Origin of the sequence: Pseudoalteromonas lipolytica, assembly GCF_001306915.1 — a bacterium.
In the GTDB taxonomy this organism is placed as follows: Bacteria; Pseudomonadota; Gammaproteobacteria; order Enterobacterales; family Alteromonadaceae; genus Pseudoalteromonas; species Pseudoalteromonas simplex.
Map to the genome: position 1 here is coordinate 126,515 of NZ_LJTC01000010.1, position 22,797 is coordinate 149,311.

Sequence of the window (22,797 nt, forward strand, 5' to 3'; positions counted from 1 at the left end):
GCCAGCATCAAGCTGGCTTTTTCGTGTTTTAAATTAACGTAATGCGTTAATACGCTCATCAAGTGGTGGGTGCGATGAGAATAACTCGGCAACACCTTTACCGCTTGCAATACCAAATGCCATCATTGAACCTTCTAGTTGTGATGGGTGGTTTTGTTTTAAACGCTCAAGGGCGCTACGCATTTTATCTGCACCTACTAGTTTAGCTGCACCGGCATCCGCAGAGAATTCGCGTTTACGGCTATAGTAAGCAACAATCACACTTGCTAGAACACCAAATAACATTTGGAAAATCATATCGAACAAGAAGTATGTCCAGCTACTCCCGCCCTCTTCTTCATCACTATTAAGGAAGTTATCAACAATACCTGCCAATACTTTCGCCATAAAGATAACAAAGGTATTCACTACACCTTGAATAAGAGTAAGCGTTACCATGTCACCATTTGCAATGTGTGACACCTCATGAGCCAATACCGCCTCAGCTTGATCTTGGTTCATGTTGTGTAATAAACCTGTGCTCACAGCCACCAGCGAGTTGTTCTTACTTGGGCCGGTCGCAAATGCGTTCATTTCAGGGCTATCGTAAATAGCCACTTCTGGCATCGCGATACCTGCTTTTTTAGCTTGCGATGCTACCGTAGAAACTAACCATTGTTCTGTTTCAGAACGAGGCTGTTCAATAACATGTGCACCGGTTGATTTTTTTGCCATCCATTTCGACATAAATAACGAAATAAACGAGCCACCAAAACCAAACACCGTTGAAATAACTAAAATGCCGCCTAAACTGCGATGGCTAATACCCAGTACGCTCATCAAAATAGACAACACAATACCTAACACTAGCATTACCGCTAAGTTAGTCAGTAGAAACAAAAATACACGCTTCATAAAAACCTCAGAATAAACATACCAATTGTATTAACTAACGACATGGTTAAAAATCGTTAGTTAATAAAATTATCTGGGTGTTCTACCAACTCAGTTTAGGGCTTATGCAATTGGTTGCAAGGAACTAATTGCAACCAATTGTGACAGAGTATGTCAAAAGTAACAACTCAATTATTATGGGTTGATAGATAAAATTTCAAGTAAGGTTTTGTAAATTTTTAATTTAGGGGTGCCGTCTGTATATGGACTAATCGCCAAAAGCGGGAAAGGTAATGCTGATTTTAAAGTTTCTAAATTGGCCTCTTGTTCACGCATGTTTGGGTCTACATGATTTGCAATCCAACCCACACAATTTACACCAAGCGCTTTAAAATGAGCAGCTGTCAATAGTGCGTGATTAAGGCAACCAAGCTTCATGCCTACGACTAGAACAACATCAAGGTTTTGTGATTTAACCCAATCGCAGAGTAAATCGGTTTCGTTGATAGGTAAACACCAACCGCCTGCACCTTCTGTAAGAATATAATCGGTATTGAGTGCTTTTACATTCGCATAAGCAGCATCGAGCTTGTCAAATGTTAGTCTGTCGCCTACTTGGGCAGCTGCAATATGCGGTGCAATGGGCGGCTCATAGGTAAAGGGGTTAACAATGTTGTATTTAACACCAATTGATGAGCTTTCCATTAAGGTTAATGCATCATCATTGACTAGCTGCCCAAATGCTTCTTCGGCACCTGCTGCAATAGGTTTAAAACCAACCGCACGCTGTTTATGTTGCGCTAGTAAATTTAATAATAAACTGGTGACATGGGTTTTTCCGGCATCGGTGTCTGTACCCGTGATAAAAAATTCTTTCATTTTTGAGTTAATTCTATTTTTCTAGTTCTAAAAGGACAACTTGATAGCTCACTCTAGCATGCCCATCAACCAGAGGGTATGCCCTACAAACACTATTAAGTGCCTGTCTTGTTAATAACCCTTTGCGTTTTTGCTTAGTTTGCAATGAGGTAGCACCAATCGCTTTTATTGAGCGCAGCGCATCTAAGGGAGAGTTATAGGCATCTATATAACATCTATCGACTGCAAAATTGAGCTTAAACCCTGCTAATTTTGCATACTCAATAATGTGACTAGCACTATGAAACTGATTAATATGGTTTTGCTCATCTAAACAAGCAAAAGCCTGTTTGATCTCTTTAAGGGATCCATCTACCACGCAGCTTAAATAAACCTTACCGCCCGCTTTTAATGCGGAAAAAAGATTTTTAATTAGTGCCTCTAAATCAGCAGACCATTGCATTGCAAAATTACTAAACACACAATCAAGGGAGTTTTGCTGTAATGGTAGGTTATCCATATCAGCACACACTTTTAAACAACGCGGGTTTTGCTCTGTGCTTAGCATGGAATGACTTAAATCCATTGCCAATACAGTATCAAAATGTGTTTTAAGCATTGCCGTATTAACTAAAGGCCCAGCACCTAAATCAAGGCAAGTACCCTGCTGATGTTTACTTGCCATCATTTTAAATAAGTGCGCAGCTGCTTGTTTTTGTACATTAGCATGGCTCGCGTAATTTGCAGCCGCATTAGAGAACTTAGTTTGTGTTGTTAGCTTATTACTGTGCTGAAAGCTTAAAGGCACTTGCAGTTGAACACTCATAAACACTCCACTAGCGAATCAACAAGCTGTTTTATGTCGTCTGCTTGATGTGCGCTACTTATGGTTACTCTTAGTCGTGCCGTATTAAAAGGAACCGTGGGTGGTCGAATAGCGGTTAACCACACGCCTCTACCTTTAAGCTTATTAGCAACGGCAAGCGTGTGTTCTGCATCGCCCAATACTAAAGGCTGAATAGCCGTTGATGATTCCATTAATGCTAAGTTATGCTCTTTGGCAAGTGCTCTAAAGTAGGCAATATTCTCTGTAAGCTGAGAGCGTTTTTCATCAGCTTTTAGTAACTTTTCGAGTCGCTCAAGAGTACAACTTGCCATCAGTGGTGACATCGCCGTTGAATAAATGTATTCGCGATTAAACTGCAACATGTAATCAATCATTTGCTTTGATGCAAGCAGGCAAGCGCCACTACTTGCCAGTGCTTTGCCAAAGGTGATGATCAGTAAATCCGGCTTGATTGCCTCACAGCTCCCTAAGCCTAGCTCGCCTAATACGCCAAAGCCATGGGCGTCATCAATCATCAACCACGCATTGTATTGTTTAGCAAGTTTACAGAGTGCTTCAATGGGGGCTTGATCGCCATCCATCGAAAACACCCCTTCACTTACTATGAGCTTATGCTTGGCTTTTGACTTTTGTAACCGAGATTCTAAGTGCCTAAGGTCGTTATGATTAAAGCGTACCATGGCTGCGGCAGAATGAAGTCCGCCATCAATTAAGCTGGCATGATTAAGCTTATCTTGAAAAATTGCCGATGATTGCGCTACTCTTTTATCTTGAAACAACGCTTTTAATACGCTGCTATTAGCACTAAATCCGCTATTAAATAACATGGAACTTTCGTAGCCTAATAACTCGCATAAACGCTGCTCAAGCTGTTGTTGTGGTTTATTATAACCATTCACTAATGCTGAACTGTGGCTACCTAGATGCTGCGCACGAATTTCAATAAAATCATCAGCAAAACCAAGGTAGTCATTACTGGCAAAATTTAAATACTGTTTACCTGCAACCTGAATAAAGCGCCCGCTTGATTGCTCAACAAGTTGACGCTTTCTCAGTAATGCATCTGCATGTCGGTCAACAAGATGCTCGGCAATAAAATCAAAAGCCATTTAAATATTACGCTTCGTAAAATAGTTCTGATGTTGCTTTATCGGCAACCTTTGATGAAAGTGATGCTGCAACCGCTTCATCTGAGTAATCTTCACGGGTTTCTGGATTCATGCCTAATTTTTTAATCAGCATCATGTCAGCGTCTGCTTCAGGGTTTTCTGTAGTCAGTAGTTTATCACCGTAGAAAATTGAATTAGCACCAGCAAAGAAACACATAGATTGCATTTGTTCATTCATCGCCGTACGGCCAGCAGATAAACGAACATAGCTTTTAGGCATCATGATACGTGCAACAGCAATGGTACGAATAAACTCAAAATGATCTAAGTCTTCTACATCTTCAAGTGGCGTGCCTTTAACCTTAACCAACATATTAATTGGCACACTCTCTGGCTGCTGCGGCAAATTAGCTAATTGCATTAATAAACCAAAACGATCAGCAGCCTGCTCGCCCATACCAACAATACCACCAGAGCACACTTTCATGCCGGCATCGCGCACGTTATCGATGGTGTTTAAACGGTCTTGGTAAGTACGTGTTGTAATGATCTGCTGGTAATACTCAGGTGATGTATCTAGGTTATGGTTGTAATAATCAAGGCCCGCGTCTTTTAATGCATGAGCTTTTTCGTTATCTAGCATGCCAAGGGTCATACAGGTTTCAAGGCCGAGCTCTTTAACCTCTTTTACCATTTTTGAAATATAAGGCATGTCACGTTCTTTCGGATCAGACCACGCAGCACCCATACAAAAACGTGTTGCGCCTTTTTCTTTGGCTACACGCGCTTGCTCAACCACTTTTTCGACTTCCATAAGGCGTTCACGGTCTAAGTCTGTTTTATAATGACCTGACTGAGGACAATATTTGCAATCTTCTGGGCAAGCACCAGTTTTAATCGATAACAAAGTAGAAATTTGTACTTCATTTGGATTGAAGTTTTCACGATGCACACTGGCCGCTTTAAATAACAAATCATTGAACGGCATTTCGAATAATGCTTTTACTTCTTGGTGAGTCCAATCGTGACGGACAACTGCGTGCTCCATAATAGTCTCTTTTTTTAAATTATTGGGACGGTTAGATTGGCTTAGTCTACGACTTGACGTAACATTGTCAACGAATCGAAGTGATATAAAGTTTACATATGATTAATAAACAACCAATAGATTTAGATTTTGATCGTGAGCATATTTGGCACCCTTATACTTCTATGACTCAGCCCCTTCCCGTTTACCCAGTCAGTCATGCCAATGCAAATCGTATTTTCTTAGAAACAGGCGAAAGCCTAATAGATGGTATGGCCTCTTGGTGGAGTGCCATCCATGGTTACTGCCATCCTGTTTTAAATGAAGCAATCACCCAGCAAGTTAGCAAAATGAGTCATGTCATGTTTGGTGGTTTAACTCACGAGCCCGCTGTTGAGCTATGTAAAAAGCTAGTCAGTATCACACCTGAGTCACTCGATAAGGTGTTCTTAGCCGACAGTGGCTCTGTGAGTGTTGAAGTTGCCATAAAAATGGCCTTGCAGTACTGGCTTAGCCAAGGTTACACCAGTAAACAAAAATTAATGACGCCGCTTAAGGGCTACCATGGCGATACCTTTGCGGCGATGAGCGTTTGCGATCCGGTTAATTCAATGCACAGTATGTACTCAGGATTTTTACCTGAACATGTTTTTGTACCTGCGCCGAATGCTAAATTTAATGGCGAGTTTAGCCCTGCTGAAGCTGATACGCTTGAAAGCTACTTTGCAGCTCACCACCAAGATGTTGCGGCATTTATCATTGAACCCATAGTTCAAAATGCTGGGGGCATGAATTTTTACCACCCTGATTACTTAAAGCACCTACGCATTCTGTGTGATAAATATGATGTTTTACTTATTTGTGATGAAATCGCCACAGGCTTTGGCCGCACCGGCACCTTGTTTGCTGTTGAGCACGCCAACATAGAGCCTGATATTTTATGTATTGGCAAAGCATTAACGGGCGGCATGATGACCCTATCAGCAACATTAACCACCAGCAACGTCGCTGTTGGCATTAGTGAAGGTGAAGCCGGCGTATTAATGCATGGCCCAACTTTTATGGGTAACCCGCTTGCCTGTGCTACAGCCTGTGCGAGTATTGATTTACTGCTCGAGCAACCTTGGCAAGAGCAAATTGAACATATAAATGATGTTCTAACAACCCAGCTTGCAAAGTGTAAGCAACTTGATGCAGTCGTTGATGTGCGGACATTGGGGGCAATTGGTGTTGTTGAGCTTAAGCGAAGTGTAGATGTAGCAAAAATTCAACGCTTTTTTATCGAGCAAGGTGTGTGGATACGCCCGTTTGCTAAATTAATTTATTTGATGCCGCCTTACATAAGCGACGAACAAAGCTTAACTAAGTTATGCAGTGCTATTTATGCAGCCATAGAACAGCAGGCGTATTAGGGCGTGTTGACCCTTTGTGATTAATTTTGCAGCAGTGTGTTTGGTATTTAGGCAAGGCAGAGCCTATGTAGTGTGGTTGTTCCACATAAATAGGCGATAACGCAGCATCAATGCCAAACACGCGCTGCCCTTCGGGTTCTTCCTAGGGGCGATTAACTCTTTGTTGCTCGATTTTTACTTAGCCCACTAGGTTACAAATCTCGCGCCGCGATTAAATCGCCCCTAGAGTGAACAAATTTTAATCCACAAAGGTCAACACGCCCTCTAGGGAAGCTGATGCTTCCTTTTCTTTAAACTTTACCATTCAAACATATAAGCCATTTTACTTATCATTCGAAGCGGTACTTTATGTTCGCAGCGCTTAGCGTAAAGATGCTGTAATGATTTATCTTTAATTTCACCAACGATCACTTCTTTTACTTGATAACCCAGTGCAGTAGCCGCTTGTGCGTAGGCGATAAATTCCCATTTTTTAATATTAGTGTTATCAACAATTACTAACGGAATTTCTTCTGCTAAGGCATTAATAAAGCGTGCAAGATTTAAATTGTGATACTCAGGTAATTTGTACTTATCAAATTGATACTCACCTTCGCTATTGTAAAAATAATCATCTGTTGCGCACACGACATAATCACTTTCGTTACCAGCTACCAACTCATCAGCTAGGCTTTGTGCATAATATGATTTACCTGAGCCTGGTAAGCCGCGAAGAATAAAAACTTGTTTCATAGCACCTGTTATACAATTTAATTAAAGACTAAAGGACAGTAATTGTTAATGATGCCACAAAATAACCAATTAGCGCAGCGAGAATTTAAATAAACGCAAATTTTACGCTAAATATTGCTGCTATTTTACTCAATTGAAGAAAAACTACTAAAGAGTGCGTCACAATAGTTTTTTTATTTGATTTACGAGGGTAAGATAGTCGATTCAAGTGCAATGCACAGCATTATTATATTAGGCAACTTATATCATTGGAGTGAAGATGAGCCATTTAGCGATTTCAGAGCTATTAAAAGGCAAGGTTGCGGTAGACAGCCAAGTAACAGTAAAAGGCTGGATCCGTACACGCCGCGATTCAAAAGCAGGAATTTCATTTTTAGCCGTTCATGACGGTTCGTGTTTTGATCCTATTCAAGCGGTGGTACCTAATTCACTCAATAATTATGATGAAGTAACACGTTTAACTGCAGGTTGTTCTGTATCTGTAACCGGCGTTCTTGTGCCATCTGCAGGTCAAGGTCAGTCTTTCGAAATCCAAGCTAACTCTGTAGAAGTATTAGGTTGGGTTGAGAATCCAGACACCTACCCTATGTCTGCGAAACGTCACAGCATTGAATATTTACGTGAGCACGCACACCTTCGCCCTCGTACTAACATCATGGGCGCGGTAACACGTGTACGTAACTGTTTAGCACAAGCGATTCACCGTTTTTATCACGAGCAAGGCTACTACTGGATCAGCACACCTATCATCACTGCTAGTGACTGTGAAGGCGCCGGTGAAATGTTCCGTGTATCTACTTTAGATATGCAAAACTTGCCACGCACAGATAAAGGCGACATCGATTACAGTGAAGATTTCTTCGGTAAAGAAGCATTCTTAACAGTATCTGGTCAGTTAAATGGTGAGACATACGCATCTGCAATGTCAAAAATCTATACTTTTGGCCCGACTTTCCGTGCTGAAAACTCAAACACATCTCGTCACTTAGCAGAGTTTTGGATGGTTGAACCTGAAGTTGCATTCGCAGATTTAGAAGATATCGCAAAACTTGCTGAAGACATGCTGAAATATGTTTTCAATGCAGTATTAACTGAGCGTCGTGACGATATGGAATTCTTTGCACAACGTGTTGAGAAAACAGCTATCTCACGCTTAGAAGAGTTCGTAACTAAAGATTTCGCACAAGTTGATTACACAGATGCTATCGAAATCTTAAAAGCGTGTGGCAAGAAATTCGAATACCCTGTTGAATGGGGTGTAGATTTACAATCTGAGCACGAACGTTACCTTGCTGAAGAGCACTTTAATGCGCCAGTAGTTATTAAAAACTACCCGCGTGATATTAAAGCCTTCTACATGCGTCAAAACGAAGACGGTAAAACAGTCGCTGCAATGGACGTAGTTGCACCAGGTATTGGTGAAATCATCGGTGGTTCTCAACGTGAAGAGCGTCTAGATGTATTAGATAAGCGTCTAGAAGAAATGGGCTTAAACAAAGAAGATTACAGCTGGTACCGCGACCTACGTAAATACGGCACTGTACCGCACTCAGGTTTTGGTCTAGGTTTTGAGCGTTTAGTTGCATATGTTACCGGTATGGGTAACGTACGTGACGTTATCGCTTTCCCACGTACAAAAGGTAGCGCGACTTACTAATAAGCAACGCTATACAATAAAAAAGCCGCTTTCGAGCGGCTTTTTTATTGCTAACACACTATAATATATAAAAAATCTGGTAGAGATTTAGCAAACATAAATAAATAGCCTATATTGAAAGTAGTCTAATAATTAAGAGCTCATTTTATTATGCACTTTCGCGCTATTCAGACCATTTTACTAGTAACCTCATCATTAATCGCATGCAAAGTCACGGCACTAGAAGAAGACTTAAACGCAAAACCTATTTTTATTGCAGGATCAACTTCTGTTTCTACATTATTAATAGATCTTAAGAGCGAATTAAGTCAAGAATTTGGTAATAGTATACAAATAAGACCTATGGGTAGCGATAAAGGAATTATCGCAATTGCAGATAATGTCATCGATATTGGCACAAGCTCCCGATACCTCACCAAAGATGAACAGCAAAGATGGCCCTTTTTACGGCAAATTGTTTTAGCACAAGATGCGATCACTTTTTTTGTAAATAAAAACCTCAATATCAATGAGTTATCAACTAGTACACTCAGTGCTATATATCAGGGTAAGCTCACTAAGTGGTCAGATGTTTCTCCGCATACTCCGAAACTTAGTAGTAAAAATGATGAGATTTTGCTTTTCAGCAAAGGCACAACGCACGGCAGTTTTGATGTGTTTTTAGAGTATTTACAGCTTGATTACATCAAAGAACCAGACAGTAATTTTATTCGCCTAAAAAATGCTGGAAATAGAGGCCTATTTTCTGAACAAAAAGTTGAATTATACGATCAATTTAATCAAGCGCTGGGAATTGTGCAACGAATACAAAATGCTATTGCTTATGATTCATATGGAGCAATAACCAAGCTTGAAAACGATAGAAGAATAAATAAAGTGAGTTTATTAGCAATTGATGGCGTTAGCCCGTCTATCGAAACAATTCAAAGTGGAGAATACGCTTTTGTTCGCCCATTGGTATTGATAGTTAATACACAATCACCGCGTTCAAAGAAAATAGGTGACAAATTAGCTGTATTTATAAAGTCAAAAAAGATACATCAAAAAATGCTCGATATTGGCTACCTTCCAGTAAAATAGCTTCGTAAATATAAAAAAAGCTGCGCACCTAAAAAGGTGAACAGCTTTTAACAACCAGAATCGTTATGAATTACAGAGCGCTTTCAAGCTCTGGTAACACATCAAATAAATCAGCAACTAAACCATAGTCAGCAACTTGGAAAATTGGCGCATCAGGGTCTTTGTTGATGGCAACAATCACCTTTGAGTCTTTCATACCCGCTAAGTGTTGAATCGCACCACTAATACCCACAGCAATATATAAATCTGGCGCAACAATTTTACCTGTTTGACCGACTTGCATATCGTTTGGTACAAAGCCCGCATCAACAGCAGCACGTGAAGCACCAATCGCTGCACCTAGTTTATCGGCAATACCATTTAATAACGCAAAGTTTTCACCATTTTGCATACCACGACCACCTGAAATAACCACAGGTGCTGCAGTAAGCTCAGGACGTTCTGATTCAGTTTGTTCTTCTGATACAAACTCACTCAGACCAACAGAACCTTTACCAGTAACACTCGTTACAGCTACTGGCGCTTGCTCTTGTGCAATATCAAAGCTACTTGCACGAACAGTAATCACTTTTTTGCTATCTAGTGATTTAACTGTCGCAATTGCATTACCTGCATAAATAGGACGCTTAAAAGTATCTGCATCAATCACATCGATGATTTCAGAGATTTGCGCAACATCTAAAAGTGCAGCAACACGTGGCATAAAGTTTTTACCCGTTGTTGTTGCGCTTGCGACAATGTGTGAATAGTTATCAGCTAAAGATAAAACTAGATCAGCTAGGTTTTCTGCAAGTTGATTAGCATAAGCTGCATCATCGGCAATAAGTACGTTACTAACACCTGCAATTGATGCTGCTTGTTCACTCATTGCTGATAAGTTTTCGCCTGCAAGTAGTAAATCTACATCAAAGCCTAGTTTAACAGCAGCAGTAATCGTTTTATTCGTTTCAGGCTTTAGAACACCTTTATCGTGTTCGGCTATCACTAATGTTTTCATTTAGATCACCTTCGCTTCTGTTTTTAACTTTTCTACCAATGTTGCTACATCTTCTACGATGATGCCGCCACTGCGTTTTTCTGGCTCATTTACTTCTACCAGCTGTACGCGAGGCGCAAGGTCTACACCTAGGCTGTCAGCAGCAATTACATCAAGAGGCTTGCGTTTTGCCTTCATAATGTTTGGCAATGAAGCATAGCGTGGTTCATTTAAACGTAAGTCTGTGGTTACGATAGCAGGAAGTTTAAGAGCAACTGTTTGCAAGCCACCGTCTACTTCACGTGTTACATTAACGGTACCCGCTTGAATATCGACTTTAGATGCAAAGGTGCCTTGGCCCCGACCCGTTAAAGCAGCAAGCATTTGACCGGTTTGATTGTTGTCAGAGTCAATCGATTGCTTACCTAAAATAACCAGCTCAGGTGATTCTTGCTCTACAATCTTGCTCAGTAATTTAGCAACATGTAAAGACTCAAGCTTTTCTTCTGTTTCAATATGAATGGCTTTATCAGCACCGAGTGCTAATGCCGTACGTAATTGCTCTTGAGATGATTTATTACCAATAGTCACAGCAACAACCTCAGTGGCCGTCCCTGCTTCTTTTAAACGAATAGCTTCTTCAATTGCAATTTCACAAAACGGGTTCATCGCCATTTTTACATTAGCTAGATCAACATCCGTTTTATCGGCTTTAACGCGTGCTTTGACGTTGTAGTCAATTACTCTTTTAATTGGAACGAGGACTTTCATCGTGACTCCATCAATTGTGTGTTCTCAAAGTTGACCTTGGCGTCAACTTATTTATTTTATGAATTCAGACTACTTCCTGTTGACGTAAACGTCAACCTAAAATAACCTTAAAGTATTCACAGCCTGTAACGTTTCATTTGCAAGTATGAAATAAGGTTCTTTACAGCAGGTCCGTCACCGAGAAGAGGTTTATATGGTCGAACGCGAAACCATGGAATTTGATGTAGTCATCGTAGGCGCAGGCCCAGCAGGTTTATCAACTGCGATTAGATTGGCTCAACAAGCACAAGAAAAACAACAAGAATTAATGATCTGTGTGGTAGAAAAAGGCTCTGAGGTGGGCGCACACATTTTATCGGGTGCGGTTTTCGAAACCAAAGCGCTGGATGAATTATTACCTGATTGGCAGTCATTAGGCGCACCAGTTACCACTAAAGTAACGCAAGATGATATTTATTGGTTCAATAACAGTGAAAAAGCCACCAGCATCCCCCACTTTGCTAGCCCTAAAACATTCCATAACGAAGGCAATTACATTGTCTCTATGGGTAATGTATGTCGCTTTTTAGCAGAGCAAGCGGAAAACTTAGGGGTAGAAATATTCCCTGGCTTTAGTGCTCATTCTTTGATTATTGAAGACGAAACAGTGAAAGGCATTATCACTGGCGATATGGGCCTTGATAAAGACGGCAACGAAAAAGATGGTTACATGCCTGGTATGGAGCTTAGAGCAAAATACACCGTATTTGCTGAAGGCTGTCGCGGTCATTTAGGTAAAGAGCTAATCAAACACTTTGCCCTTGATAAAGATGCATCACCACAGCATTACGGTTTAGGATTCAAAGAAATTTGGCAAATCGACCCGAAAAAACACAAAGAAGGCACAGTAGTACATGGCACAGGCTGGCCGCTAACTGGTGATACCAGTGGTGGTGCATTTATGTATCACAGCGACAACAATCAGGTTGTGGTTGGCTTAATTGTCGATCTTAATTATTCAAACCCACATTTAAGCCCGTTTGATGAATTCCAACGCATGAAACATCACCCTGTCTTTAAAGATGTTTTAGAAGGCGGAGAACGTATAGCCTATGGTGCAAGAGCAATCGCCAAAGGTGGCCTGCGTTCATTACCGAAAATGCACTTCCCGGGTGGTTTACTTGTGGGTTGTGATGCCGGCACATTGAACTTTGCCAAGATTAAAGGTAACCACACAGCCATGAAATCGGGCATGGTTGCCGCTGATGTAATCGTTGCAGCCCTTAGCGACGGTAAAGAAAATGCCGATTTAGTAGAATATAAATCAGCTTTTGAACAAAGCTGGGCGTACAAAGAGCTTTATCAATCACGTAACTTTGGCCCTGTTATGCACAAACTGGGTAAGTTCTTAGGCGGTGCTTATAACACAATCGATCAAAACCTATTTGGTGGCAGCTTACCGTTTAACTTTGAAGATAACATGCCAGATCATGCCACATTAGTTGCAGCTGATCAGGCCGAAAAAATCGATTACCCGAAAGCAGACGGCAAACTTAGCTTCGATAAACTTTCATCGGTGTTTTTATCAAATACCAATCATGAAGAATCGCAGCCATGCCATTTAAAGTTAAAAGATAACTCGATTCCTATTACAGTGAATTTACCTAAATTCGATGAACCAGCACAACGCTACTGCCCTGCGGGTGTTTACGAAGTACAAGAGGTTGAAGGTGAAAAAGAGTTTGTGATCAACTCACAAAATTGTGTGCACTGTAAAACCTGCGACATAAAAGATCCAAGTCAAAACATTACTTGGGTAACACCTGAAGGTGCTGGCGGGCCAAACTACCCTAATATGTAACGCACGTTACTCATTTAATTAAAATTTATCCTAAATTGCAGGGGCTTCGGCCCCTTTTTTAGGCTATGCTGAAAGTGTCGTGTTTTATAAAAGTGAGTAAAGTATGCCGTCTTCAAGTGTAACCTTTCGTTTTTTAGCTGAACCTACTGATGTCAATTTTGGCGGTAAGGTTCATGGTGGTGTGGTAATGAAGTGGATTGACCAAGCTGGTTACGCCTGTGCTGCAGGTTGGAGCGGTCATTACTGCGTAACTGTCTCAGTTGCGGGTGTAAAGTTTCAGCGCCCTATTTTGGTTGGCCAAATAGTCGAAGTGAAAGCTAGTATTGCCCACACAGGTAAAACCAGCATGCAAATCTTCATTCAAGTACGCTGCGGCGACCCTAAAACCCAGAACCTAGTTGAAACCAATCATTGTGTTATTAGTTTTATAGCGATGGATGAAGCAGGCTACCCAATCGAAGTACCTTCATATACTGCAGTGACAGACGATGAAAAGAAAATTGAAAACTATGCGATTAAAATGAAGGAGATCGCGATAGAAACAGAAACCCTTTTACAAAAAGCATAAAAACTTAAAGCAACAAAAAATATAAACTGTACCTAGTAACTTCTACAGAGCACCCTGAAATTGTTACGACTGCCAAACTGAATGCCTGATTACAGTTTCAACAAACTGTTTAAAAAACCACTTAATGAAGCCTAAAAACAATACTTTAGGCTTTATTTTCAGCTTGGCATTGCCATTGCAATACTCCTTGTGAATGACGCGAAACATTCGTTTATTTATTTTATAAAGGAGCTATTAAATGATTAAAGCAATTTCACTTTCTGCACTTTCTTTAGCACTACTAGGTTTTAATAATGCTGCACATGCAGATATTACCGAAATGGATTCTCCGCGTATTTATACCGGTATCGGCTACGGCCAATATTCTTTTGAGTTTGAAGACAGTGAAAATGACACTGACTTCGATGACGATTCACAAATGCTAAAAGGCTATATTGGTACTCAGTTTAACAAGTACTTAAGCCTTGAACTTGCCTATCAAAATTTTGATGAAGTAAGCGATATCGATTCTAAAGCTGAAATTGACGGTGTTTCACTAGCAGCACGCTTAGCAGCCCCAATTACAGATAGCTTTTCTGTTTATGCCAAAGGTGGTTGGCTAGAGTGGGATGCTGAAATTAAGCAAGACCTAGGCGAGCTTGGCAGCATCAGTGCTGACTCTGATGGCGGTGATGTATTTTATGGTGCAGGTGTAGAATATGCTTTCACAACAAACATGCAAGTACGTTTAGAGTATGAGCGCTATAAATTAGAAGATGATATTGACCCAGATATGGACGTTGCGTCTGTATCATTCCAATACATGTTTTAATTTAGACTATACAGTCCAAATATTTAAAAGGCAGTCTCGACTGCCTTTTTTGTGTTTGCATGTAATGCATGTAAAATGTCGGCAGATTTTCTTAACGACAATGCACAATGAGCGAATACCAATTAACTGCCGTCGGCCATATTCAATCTCCTTATAAACAAAAGTTTGCCATACCTCGCCAACCTCGTTTGGTTCCTGAGGCTAAAGCAAAGCTGGTATTCAGCAGCGATTTTAATCGTGAAGAGTTTGTACGCGGCCTCGATGAATTTAGCCATATTTGGCTGTTATTTAGATTTCATGAAACCGCAGATAAAGGTTACTCAGCAATGGTGAGACCCCCTCGCCTAGGCGGTAATGAACGTAAAGGTGTATTTGCAACACGTGCAACCTTTCGCCCAAATGCTATAGGCATGAGTGCTGTAAAACTTGAAGGCATTGAATATAAAAATGGTCAATTAAGCTTATTGCTTTCAGGTATCGATTTACTCGATGGCACACCTATTTTAGACATTAAGCCATATTTGCCCTACTCCGACGCAATGACCGATGCCACCGCAGGTTTTGCCGATACCAGACCAGAAACCGATATGAGCGTTGAGTTTAGTGAAGAAGCGCTTGCTTTTATTGCAAAGCAAACTGAGCAACCTGAATTAAAAGCGTTTATAAGCAATGTATTAAAGCAAGATCCTCGCCCAGCTTATAAAAAGCAACGTGACTCAGAGCAAAGCTACGGCATGACCTTATATGATTTTAATATTAGGTGGCATGTTCAGGACAATCATAATACAGTGACCAGCATTGAAAAATGCTAGTTTTTAGCATATAGCGCTTTAGTGTCAGTGCTTCCACTGGTAAACTTAGCGCCTTGTTATTACTCAAACGTCTTGAGTAAACGATAATAATTTTAACACTACTTGGAATAAAGATGCGTACCAGTCAATATATACTCGCAACACTTAAAGAAACTCCGTCTGATGCAGAAATTGTTTCTCATCAATTAATGCTACGAGCAGGCATGATCCGCCGCGTTGCGTCGGGTTTGTATACATGGTTGCCCTCTGGTCTACGCGTACTTAAAAAAGTAGAAAACATCGTACGTGAAGAAATGGATAAAGCAGGCGCTATCGAAATGTTAATGCCTATTATTCAACCAGCTGATCTTTGGGAAGAGTCTGGTCGTTGGGAACAATTCGGCCCTGAATTACTGCGTATTAATGACCGTCACAACCGCCCATTTGCACTTGGCCCAACACACGAAGAAGTGATCACAGATTTTGTACGTAAAGAAGTGAGCTCTTATAAGCAATTACCGCTTACTCTTTACCAAGTACAAACAAAAGTTCGTGACGAAGTTCGCCCTCGTTTTGGTGTGATGCGTGCCCGTGAATTTACCATGAAAGATGCGTACTCTTTTCACTTAAGTGATGAGTGTTTAGAGAAAACATACCAAGTAATGCACAAAGCATACTGCAACATCTTCGAGCGCCTTGGTCTTGATTACCGCCCTGTTATCGCGGATACCGGCTCTATCGGTGGTAGCGTTTCACATGAGTTCCATGTACTTGCAGAATCAGGCGAAGATGCAATCGCATTTAGTGATGCAAGTGATTACGCTGCAAATATCGAAAAAGCAGAAGCATTAGCACCGACTGAAGAGCGCCCAGCAGCAAGTAAAGAGTTAAAAGCGTTCCCAACGCCTGATGCAAAATCTATTGCTGAGCTTAAAGAGCACTATGGTGTTAAACCTCATCGCGGCGTGAAAACATTAATCGTGTATGGCGCACCAGATGAAAACGAACAACGTGGTTTAGTTGCCCTTGTATTACGTGGCGACCATGAATTAAACGAGTTAAAAGCTGAGAAGCATCCGCTTGTAGACTCACCGCTTGAAATGGCAAAAGAAGAAGACATCGTTGCTGCTATTGGCGCAAAACCAGGTTCATTAGGCCCAGTCGGTCTATCAATGCCAATCATTGTTGATCGCACAGCTAACGTTATGGCTGACTTTGTAGCAGGTGCTAATAAAGATGGTGAACATTTCAGCGGTATCAACTGGGATCGCGATGTAGAAAACTACGAAGTGGCTGATATCCGTAATATCGTTGAAGGCGACCCAAGCCCATGTGGTCAAGGTTCACTGCAAATCAAACGTGGTATTGAAGTAGGTCATATTTTCCAACTTGGTACTAAATACTCAGAAGCAATGAAAGCAGGCGTATTAAGTGAAACAGGTAAAAATCAAGTAATGACAATGGGTTGTTACGGTATTGGTGTATCACGTATCGTAGCTGCCGCTATTGAGCAAAACAATGACCAATACGGTATTAAATGGCCGCAACCTATTGCGCCTTTTGATTTAGCGATTGTGCCAATGAACATGCATAAGTCTCATCGTATTCCTGACATTGCAGATAACCTTTACAAAGGCTTGAAAGATGCCGGTTTAGACGTGTTGTTTGATGACCGTAAAGAGCGCCCAGGTGTTATGTTTAACGATATGGAATTACTAGGTGTGCCTTTCACATTAGTAATTGGTGAGCGTAACCTTGATGAAAACAAGGTTGAGCTTAAAAACCGCCATACTGGCGAAAAGCTAATGCTTGATTTAGATAGTGCCGCTTCTGAAATTGCCACACTTGTTAAAGGCTAATTAACTCAGCTCTACAAAATTTAAAAAACCGCTTCGGCGGTTTTTTGTTTTATTAATTGTCATAGATGTTTCGCTAAAGCGTCTTTTAACTGTCATTGATTCTGCCTAGCATTTACTTTATTACACCATGAGTAAATGCCATGAATAACACCACTTGCAGTAGTAAAACCCACTATCCTGCCGTTTGGATTTCCGACGTTCACTTAGGTTATAAAGACTGCCAAGCGCAGTATTTACTAGATTTTTTAAATGCCATTGAATGCGATGTTCTGTATTTGGTCGGTGATATTGTCGATTTATGGTCAATGAAACGACAGTTTTTTTGGCATCCTAGTCATTATGATGTACTTGCGCTTATTCAACAAAAAGCGAAAGATGGCACACGAGTGATCTATATACCGGGTAACCACGACGAAACCTTTCGCCATTATGCTAATGATTCATTATTCGGTATCGAAGTACACAAGCAATATATTCATACCACTAAAGCCAACAAACGTTTTTTACTTTTGCATGGCGACGATTTTGACTCAGCAACGCGCTACAACAAATTAATCAGTATTGCAGGCGATGCAGGATATGATTTTTTATTATTTTTAAATCGCTGGACTAATCGCATTCGGCGTTTATTTGGCGGTAATTATTGGTCATTGGCCTCTTGGATCAAAGCACGCGTGCATAAAGCACGTGAAGCTATTGATGCATTTGAAAAAGCGGCCATCCACGAAGCAAAAAAACAAGCCGTCGATGGCATCATTTGCGGGCACATTCATCACCCAGCTGTTAAAGTGGTTGATGGAATTTTATATTGCAATGATGGCGACTGGATTGAAAACTGCACTGCATTAGTAGAGAACAGCTCTGGGCGTATAGAGTTATTGCACTGGAGTGAAACTAAAAAAGTGATTCACTCGGCAGACATTAGCAAACTTACACCAAAGACTGCTTATGATAAAAACCAAGATGCAGCCTAGACCTAAACGTAAAAAGCCCCTACTCGGGGCTTAAATTTATTGTAATTTACTATCTAAATAGTACATCTTCTTTATTGAACCATTTAACACAAAACGCAAGTAATGCACCTGCCACTATGACTGTCGCTAAGAAAATTAAACCCACGAGTGTGTAATCAACTGTACCTTTAATGATTTCTTTGATTGCCAGAGCTACATTTGTCACAGGAATAAATGCTGTTTTGCTCGTAAGCTCAACATTAGGCATTAAGGCAACCATAATTGGAAAAATTACACCCATGCTAAGTGGTGCCATGTAGTTTTGTGCTTCTTTAAAGGTTCGCGCATAGATAGAAATAGCCAACGCTAATGATGAGAAGATTGCAGCAATAGGTAATAACAGCACAAAAATAAGCCCTAAATCTAATACAGTTAAAGAGCTAAATGCGTTTTTAACAACGGCTAAATCTACAAATGCAATGGCCACTGATATCCACACACCCATACTGAGTACGGTAATGGTGGTTGTTGCAATAGAAGAAGCAAGTAAGGTTACAAACTTACCTAACACCAGCTGTGTACGGGTGATTGGTGTAAGTAACAAGGTTTCGAGCGTACCACGCTCTTTTTCACCAGCTCCTAAATCAATCGCCGGGTACGTTGCGCCCATCAATACCAGAGGAATAAGTAGATAAGGAATAAACCCACCAATTTTCTCACCCAGATTTTCACGTTTATCTGCAGTGTCGACCTTCACCACTTTAATAGGCTCGATAATAGCGGCTTGCTGCTCTTCTGATACACCAAAGCTTAATAGTTTGTTTGTACGCAGCGTATCGCCATATTCTTTTGCCAGTTCTTTTACACGGTCAAATAGGAAGTTAATTGCTTTTGCGTCGTTATACACAACTTGCCATTCACTTTGCTTTGCATCATCTAACGTTTGCTTAGCGTCCGACGGTAAATAGATACCCATGTCTATGGTACCTGCTTTTACCGCTTTAGTGAGATCTTCTACCGTATTAAAGGTTTCGTCGCCTTTATATAAAGCAAAGCTCTTATGGTAAAACACCTTATCTGTAAAATCTTGCGCGTAATTACCATTGATAATAGCGTAAGTATGGACCTCTTGTTCTGCCTCTAACGCCGCTTGTGAACTAATAAAGGCCATAACAGCAAATAACAGTGGGAAGATAGCAACCGGTAGTGCAACAACGAAAATCAATGTTTTACGGTCACGTAATAGCTCTTTTAATTCCTTTTTAAATACTTCAAACATTACGGCTCTCCGTTAAAATATTCATAAACGCTTGGTTTAATTCTTCACTTTGACCTGTTTGTTTAAACTCATCTAAGGTGCCATCAAAGCAACTAATTCCTTGGTTTATCACTGCAACACGGTCACACAGTAAGGCAACTTCATCTAAATGGTGCGTTGAGAAAATAACTGGTGTGCCCTGCTCTTTAAGGCCGCGAATAAAGTTAATGACGGTTTGCGTAGTCATAATATCTAAACCAGTTGTCGGTTCATCAAGAATAACCACATCAGGATGATGAACAACAGCACGGGCAATATTGGCTTTTTGCTTCATACCTGTTGAAAGGTTTTCGGCGCGTTTATCAATAAAGCTGTGCATATCAAGTAAGGTGAATAGCTCATCACAACGAGCGGCGACCGCTTTTTTACTCATGCCATGTAAACGGGCAAAGTATTCAACGTTTTCTTTAACTGTTAAACGCCCATACAAGCCAGTACTACCTGACAGAAATCCAATTGATTTGCGGCCAACTAATGGCTTTTTAACGATATCGTGACCAGAGATGGTAATGCTGCCTTCATCTGGTTTTAAGGCTGTTGAAATCATTCTAAGGGTGGTTGTTTTACCGGCACCATTTGGGCCGAGTAACCCGAGTACTTCACCTTTGTTACATTGAAAGCTGACGTCTCTTACAGAATGAAAAAATTCTTTATCTTCACGGGGGTCTACGTTGTCCGTTTTATTTTTTTTATGATCTTTTGTTAGCTTAAACTTCTTTTTAAGCCCTGCCACTTCAATCATGTGCGTTTCCTTCGTTTCGGTCTAAAGTAATCAGTGTTACTGTAAAATTCTGGATTTTCATTGTCAGTCCACCATCCCGGTACGCCTAACAAGGGTAAGGGTGATAAATTTTTGTTATCACGCAAACAATCATCATGCTTAATCATCTCATAAAGACGTTGATCTAGATACGCATATTGCTCGGTTAAATCTTTACAAAATATGTCATCAGGAACAATTACAAATAATGCTTTCCCCGTTAAACCAATATAAGGCTGTGTGAGCATTTCGTAGTTAGCATGGCCAAACATAAATGGTCTAATGCTTTTACCCCACTGTTCACGCTGTTCTACAAAGGCTTGCTGCCATTGGTGGTCGCGTAATTGCTGCTGCCAGCTTTGTTCAGTAATTGCCAGCACCACGCCACATTCATCAAATAAGGTCAGTGCGTTTCGGTGTTTACTACGCTCTTTTAGACCATGCAGTTTAATTTCTTCAATGTGCTGATGATTAATCAGCGCTTTGGTTTTTGGGAATAAACACCAAATAAAGCCACCAAAAAGGTCATGCCAATTTTGTTGTCTTGTTGGTACTTGCCCTGTCTCAAATATGATTTGCTCATAATAACGGGTTTCATCGGCAAACTTTTCATCTTCAACAAAGGTTATGGCTTTGCCCTGTGTAGTTTTCGCATTTAGATATTGATTAAACCACTGGCAAGATGGCCAATCTGAGAGTTTATCAATATTAAATAGCGTTGCTAGGTCACTAAAGGCACCCGTTGTAAGGTATTGCGTTGACCATTGCTCGGGAGCAGTAAATCGTTTCATTGCTTATTTTTTAACTTATTGATGTATTGTGGGTAGTTTACCGTAAAAACTGGTTCTCATTAATAGAACCTCATATACTAACGTCACCATAAAACAAAAAAAGAGCTATTATGAAACGCTATTTTCCAATGACAGTCCTTGCAAGTGCTATTCTTGCGGGCTGTGCTTCAACAAGTATCACATCAAGTGATGTCGAAAAAGCCTATCAAAGCATTAACTCAGAGCAACTAGCAGAACACATTAAAGTGCTTGCCTCTGATGAGTTCGGTGGCCGTGCACCATCATCGAAAGGTGAAGAGCTAACGCTTGCCTATTTAACCGACCAGTTTAAAGCATTGGGTTTTGAGCCGGGTAACGGTGATAGCTTCTTACAAGAAGTACCGCTTGTTTCACTAGAAGCTGATTCAGACATGGTACTTACTATTGGCGGCAAAGATTACCAATACAAAAAAGATATGGTAATGGGTAGTAGCCGTATTAGTGCTAAGCAAAGCATTAAAGATTCTGAATTAGTATTCGTTGGTTACGGTGTTAATGCACCAGAGTACAACTGGAACGACTACGAAGGCCTAGATGTTAAAGGCAAAACCGTTGTTATGCTGGTAAACGATCCTGGTTTTGCGACGAAAAACCCTGATTTATTCACCGGCGATGCCATGACCTATTACGGTCGTTGGACATACAAATATGAAGAAGCAAGCCGTCAAGGTGCAGCAGGTGCGATTATCATCCACGAAACAGCACCGGCTTCTTACCCATGGTCAGTTGTTGAAAACTCTTGGAGCGGTGAGCAATTTGGTTTCCAAAAAGAAAATAACAACATGGACCGTGTTGCTGTCGAAGGCTGGGTAACAACTGATGTTGCTAAAGAGCTTTTCACAAAAGCAGGCTTAGATTTCGATACCATGAAAGCGAATGCGGCAAAAGGCGCTTACCATGTTGATATGGGCGACCTAACTGCAAGTGTTGAAGTAAATAACACAATTAAAAAATCAATTTCGTATAACTTTATCGCGACGTTACCGGGTAGCGAAAAGCCTGATGAGCACATCATTTATTCAGCTCACTGGGATCACCTTGGTACTGATAAAACCCGCAAAGGCGACCAAATCTATAATGGCGCCCACGATAATGCTACGGGTACTGCTGGCTTAATCGAAGTTGCTGAAGCATTCGCTACCTTACCTGAGCACCCTAGCCGTTCAATGACTTTCTTAGCCGTTACTGCTGAAGAACAAGGTTTACTTGGCTCGAAATATTATGCTGCAAATCCAGTGATCCCAGCATCACAAACGGTTGCAAACATCAATATGGATAGCTTAAACCTATTAGGTAAAGTAAAAGACATTAGTGTTGTTGGTATTGGCAAATCTGAAATGGATAGCCTACTAGAAACAGCTGCTAAAGCGCAAGGCCGTACAGTATCTGGCGACCCTAAACCGTCTTCAGGTGGTTACTACCGCTCTGATCACTTTGCATTTGCAAACATGGGTGTACCTGCAATGTATGCCGGTGGTGGTAGTGAAGCCCTTGATGAAGAAACGGCAAATTACCGTAAGCGTATGAGCCTAGTGCTTCGTGGTTGTTATCATCAGCCTTGCGACCGTTACCGTGATGAATGGGATTTATCAGGTGCCGTTCAGGACCTTCAGTTATTCTATCAAGTAGGTTTTGATATCTCAGAACGAAAAGAATGGCCGACCTGGAATGCCACTTCTGAGTTCCAACGCAAATAGATACAAATGAGATTGATTTTCATTTAAA

The 22,797-nt window shown here is 40.8% G+C and carries 21 protein-coding genes; 10 read left to right on the forward strand and 11 right to left on the reverse strand.

The window, feature by feature from the left end:
- Positions 1 to 33 precede the first annotated feature (33 nt).
- From htpX to bioB, 5 genes are all read right to left on the reverse strand, one after another.
- Complete coding sequence (gene htpX, locus AOG27_RS15420; protein ID WP_054553899.1) at positions 34 to 894, reverse strand: protease HtpX; 861 nt, start codon at positions 892 to 894, stop codon at positions 34 to 36.
- Positions 895 to 1,068: 174 nt separating this feature from the next.
- Positions 1,069 to 1,752, reverse strand: coding sequence for a dethiobiotin synthase (bioD, locus tag AOG27_RS15425; protein ID WP_054553900.1), 684 nt, complete (start codon positions 1,750 to 1,752; stop codon positions 1,069 to 1,071).
- A gap of 13 nt (positions 1,753 to 1,765) precedes the next feature.
- Complete coding sequence (locus AOG27_RS15430) at positions 1,766 to 2,557, reverse strand: methyltransferase domain-containing protein (RefSeq protein ID WP_054553901.1); 792 nt, start codon at positions 2,555 to 2,557, stop codon at positions 1,766 to 1,768.
- Positions 2,554 to 3,687, reverse strand: a complete 1,134-nt coding sequence (locus AOG27_RS15435) for an aminotransferase class I/II-fold pyridoxal phosphate-dependent enzyme (RefSeq protein WP_054553902.1) — start codon at positions 3,685 to 3,687, stop codon at positions 2,554 to 2,556. Before AOG27_RS15435 ends, AOG27_RS15430 begins: the two co-directional genes overlap by 4 nt.
- A 7-nt stretch (positions 3,688 to 3,694) precedes the next feature.
- The gene (bioB, locus tag AOG27_RS15440; RefSeq protein ID WP_054553903.1) at positions 3,695 to 4,735 is read right to left on the reverse strand and encodes a biotin synthase BioB; all 1,041 of its coding nucleotides are present in this window, start codon (positions 4,733 to 4,735) and stop codon (positions 3,695 to 3,697) included.
- Positions 4,736 to 4,833: 98 nt separating this feature from the next.
- Between bioB and bioA the strand changes: the two genes are divergently transcribed.
- The gene (bioA, locus tag AOG27_RS15445; RefSeq protein WP_054553904.1) at positions 4,834 to 6,126 is read left to right on the forward strand and encodes an adenosylmethionine--8-amino-7-oxononanoate transaminase; all 1,293 of its coding nucleotides are present in this window, start codon (positions 4,834 to 4,836) and stop codon (positions 6,124 to 6,126) included.
- Positions 6,127 to 6,423: 297 nt separating this feature from the next.
- Here bioA and AOG27_RS15450 read toward each other — a convergent pair whose 3' ends face one another.
- On the reverse strand, positions 6,424 to 6,858 hold the full coding sequence (locus AOG27_RS15450; RefSeq protein ID WP_054553905.1) for an ATP-binding protein: 435 nt from the start codon (positions 6,856 to 6,858) through the stop codon (positions 6,424 to 6,426).
- Positions 6,859 to 7,117: 259 nt separating this feature from the next.
- Between AOG27_RS15450 and asnS the strand changes: the two genes are divergently transcribed.
- On the forward strand, positions 7,118 to 8,515 hold the full coding sequence (gene asnS / locus AOG27_RS15455; protein WP_054553906.1) for an asparagine--tRNA ligase: 1,398 nt from the start codon (positions 7,118 to 7,120) through the stop codon (positions 8,513 to 8,515).
- A gap of 150 nt (positions 8,516 to 8,665) precedes the next feature.
- Positions 8,666 to 9,595 (forward strand): PstS family phosphate ABC transporter substrate-binding protein, encoded by a 930-nt coding sequence (locus tag AOG27_RS15460; protein ID WP_054553907.1) that lies wholly within the window; start codon positions 8,666 to 8,668, stop codon positions 9,593 to 9,595.
- A 70-nt stretch (positions 9,596 to 9,665) separates the two neighbouring features.
- On the opposite strand, the gene AOG27_RS15465 is transcribed toward AOG27_RS15460, so the two are convergent.
- Together AOG27_RS15465 and AOG27_RS15470 are read right to left on the reverse strand one after the other, a co-directional pair.
- Entirely contained in the window at positions 9,666 to 10,592 is a 927-nt protein-coding gene (locus tag AOG27_RS15465; protein WP_054553908.1) for an electron transfer flavoprotein subunit alpha/FixB family protein, read from the reverse strand.
- Complete coding sequence (locus tag AOG27_RS15470) at positions 10,593 to 11,342, reverse strand: electron transfer flavoprotein subunit beta/FixA family protein (RefSeq protein ID WP_054553909.1); 750 nt, start codon at positions 11,340 to 11,342, stop codon at positions 10,593 to 10,595. It abuts the gene before it with no gap.
- Positions 11,343 to 11,535: 193 nt separating this feature from the next.
- Here AOG27_RS15470 and AOG27_RS15475 point away from each other — a divergent pair, with 193 nt between their 5' ends.
- The 6 genes from AOG27_RS15475 (at position 11,536) to AOG27_RS15500 (ending at position 18,185) form a co-directional block, all read left to right on the forward strand.
- Positions 11,536 to 13,182 (forward strand): electron transfer flavoprotein-ubiquinone oxidoreductase, encoded by a 1,647-nt coding sequence (locus AOG27_RS15475; RefSeq protein ID WP_054553910.1) that lies wholly within the window; start codon positions 11,536 to 11,538, stop codon positions 13,180 to 13,182.
- Positions 13,183 to 13,285: 103 nt separating this feature from the next.
- Positions 13,286 to 13,750, forward strand: coding sequence for an acyl-CoA thioesterase (locus AOG27_RS15480; RefSeq protein WP_054553911.1), 465 nt, complete (start codon positions 13,286 to 13,288; stop codon positions 13,748 to 13,750).
- Positions 13,751 to 13,988: 238 nt separating this feature from the next.
- On the forward strand, positions 13,989 to 14,561 hold the full coding sequence (locus AOG27_RS15485; RefSeq protein WP_054553912.1) for an outer membrane beta-barrel protein: 573 nt from the start codon (positions 13,989 to 13,991) through the stop codon (positions 14,559 to 14,561).
- A 107-nt stretch (positions 14,562 to 14,668) separates the two neighbouring features.
- Positions 14,669 to 15,373, forward strand: coding sequence for a tRNA (N6-threonylcarbamoyladenosine(37)-N6)-methyltransferase TrmO (gene tsaA / locus AOG27_RS15490; RefSeq protein ID WP_054553913.1), 705 nt, complete (start codon positions 14,669 to 14,671; stop codon positions 15,371 to 15,373).
- Positions 15,374 to 15,486: 113 nt separating this feature from the next.
- A complete protein-coding gene (locus AOG27_RS15495) occupies positions 15,487 to 17,211 on the forward strand; it encodes a proline--tRNA ligase (protein WP_054553914.1) in 1,725 nt (574 codons plus the stop codon).
- 140 nt (positions 17,212 to 17,351) lie between these two features.
- Positions 17,352 to 18,185 carry a UDP-2,3-diacylglucosamine diphosphatase gene (locus tag AOG27_RS15500; protein WP_054553915.1) on the forward strand — a complete coding sequence of 278 codons (834 nt, stop codon included), beginning with the start codon at positions 17,352 to 17,354 and terminating at the stop codon, positions 18,183 to 18,185.
- A gap of 49 nt (positions 18,186 to 18,234) precedes the next feature.
- On the opposite strand, the gene AOG27_RS15505 is transcribed toward AOG27_RS15500, so the two are convergent.
- From AOG27_RS15505 to AOG27_RS15515, 3 genes are read right to left on the reverse strand one after another with little or no spacing between them, the layout of a single operon-like run.
- Complete coding sequence (locus AOG27_RS15505) at positions 18,235 to 19,443, reverse strand: ABC transporter permease subunit (protein ID WP_054553916.1); 1,209 nt, start codon at positions 19,441 to 19,443, stop codon at positions 18,235 to 18,237.
- Positions 19,436 to 20,224, reverse strand: a complete 789-nt coding sequence (locus tag AOG27_RS15510) for an ABC transporter ATP-binding protein (protein WP_054553917.1) — start codon at positions 20,222 to 20,224, stop codon at positions 19,436 to 19,438. Before AOG27_RS15510 ends, AOG27_RS15505 begins: the two co-directional genes overlap by 8 nt.
- Positions 20,221 to 21,033, reverse strand: coding sequence for a DUF3025 domain-containing protein (locus tag AOG27_RS15515; RefSeq protein ID WP_054553918.1), 813 nt, complete (start codon positions 21,031 to 21,033; stop codon positions 20,221 to 20,223). The genes AOG27_RS15510 and AOG27_RS15515 overlap by 4 nt, the downstream gene beginning before the upstream one ends.
- A gap of 110 nt (positions 21,034 to 21,143) precedes the next feature.
- On the opposite strand from AOG27_RS15515, the gene AOG27_RS15520 reads away from it, so the two are divergent.
- The gene (locus AOG27_RS15520) at positions 21,144 to 22,769 is read left to right on the forward strand and encodes a M28 family metallopeptidase (RefSeq protein ID WP_054553919.1); all 1,626 of its coding nucleotides are present in this window, start codon (positions 21,144 to 21,146) and stop codon (positions 22,767 to 22,769) included.
- Positions 22,770 to 22,797 lie beyond the last annotated feature (28 nt).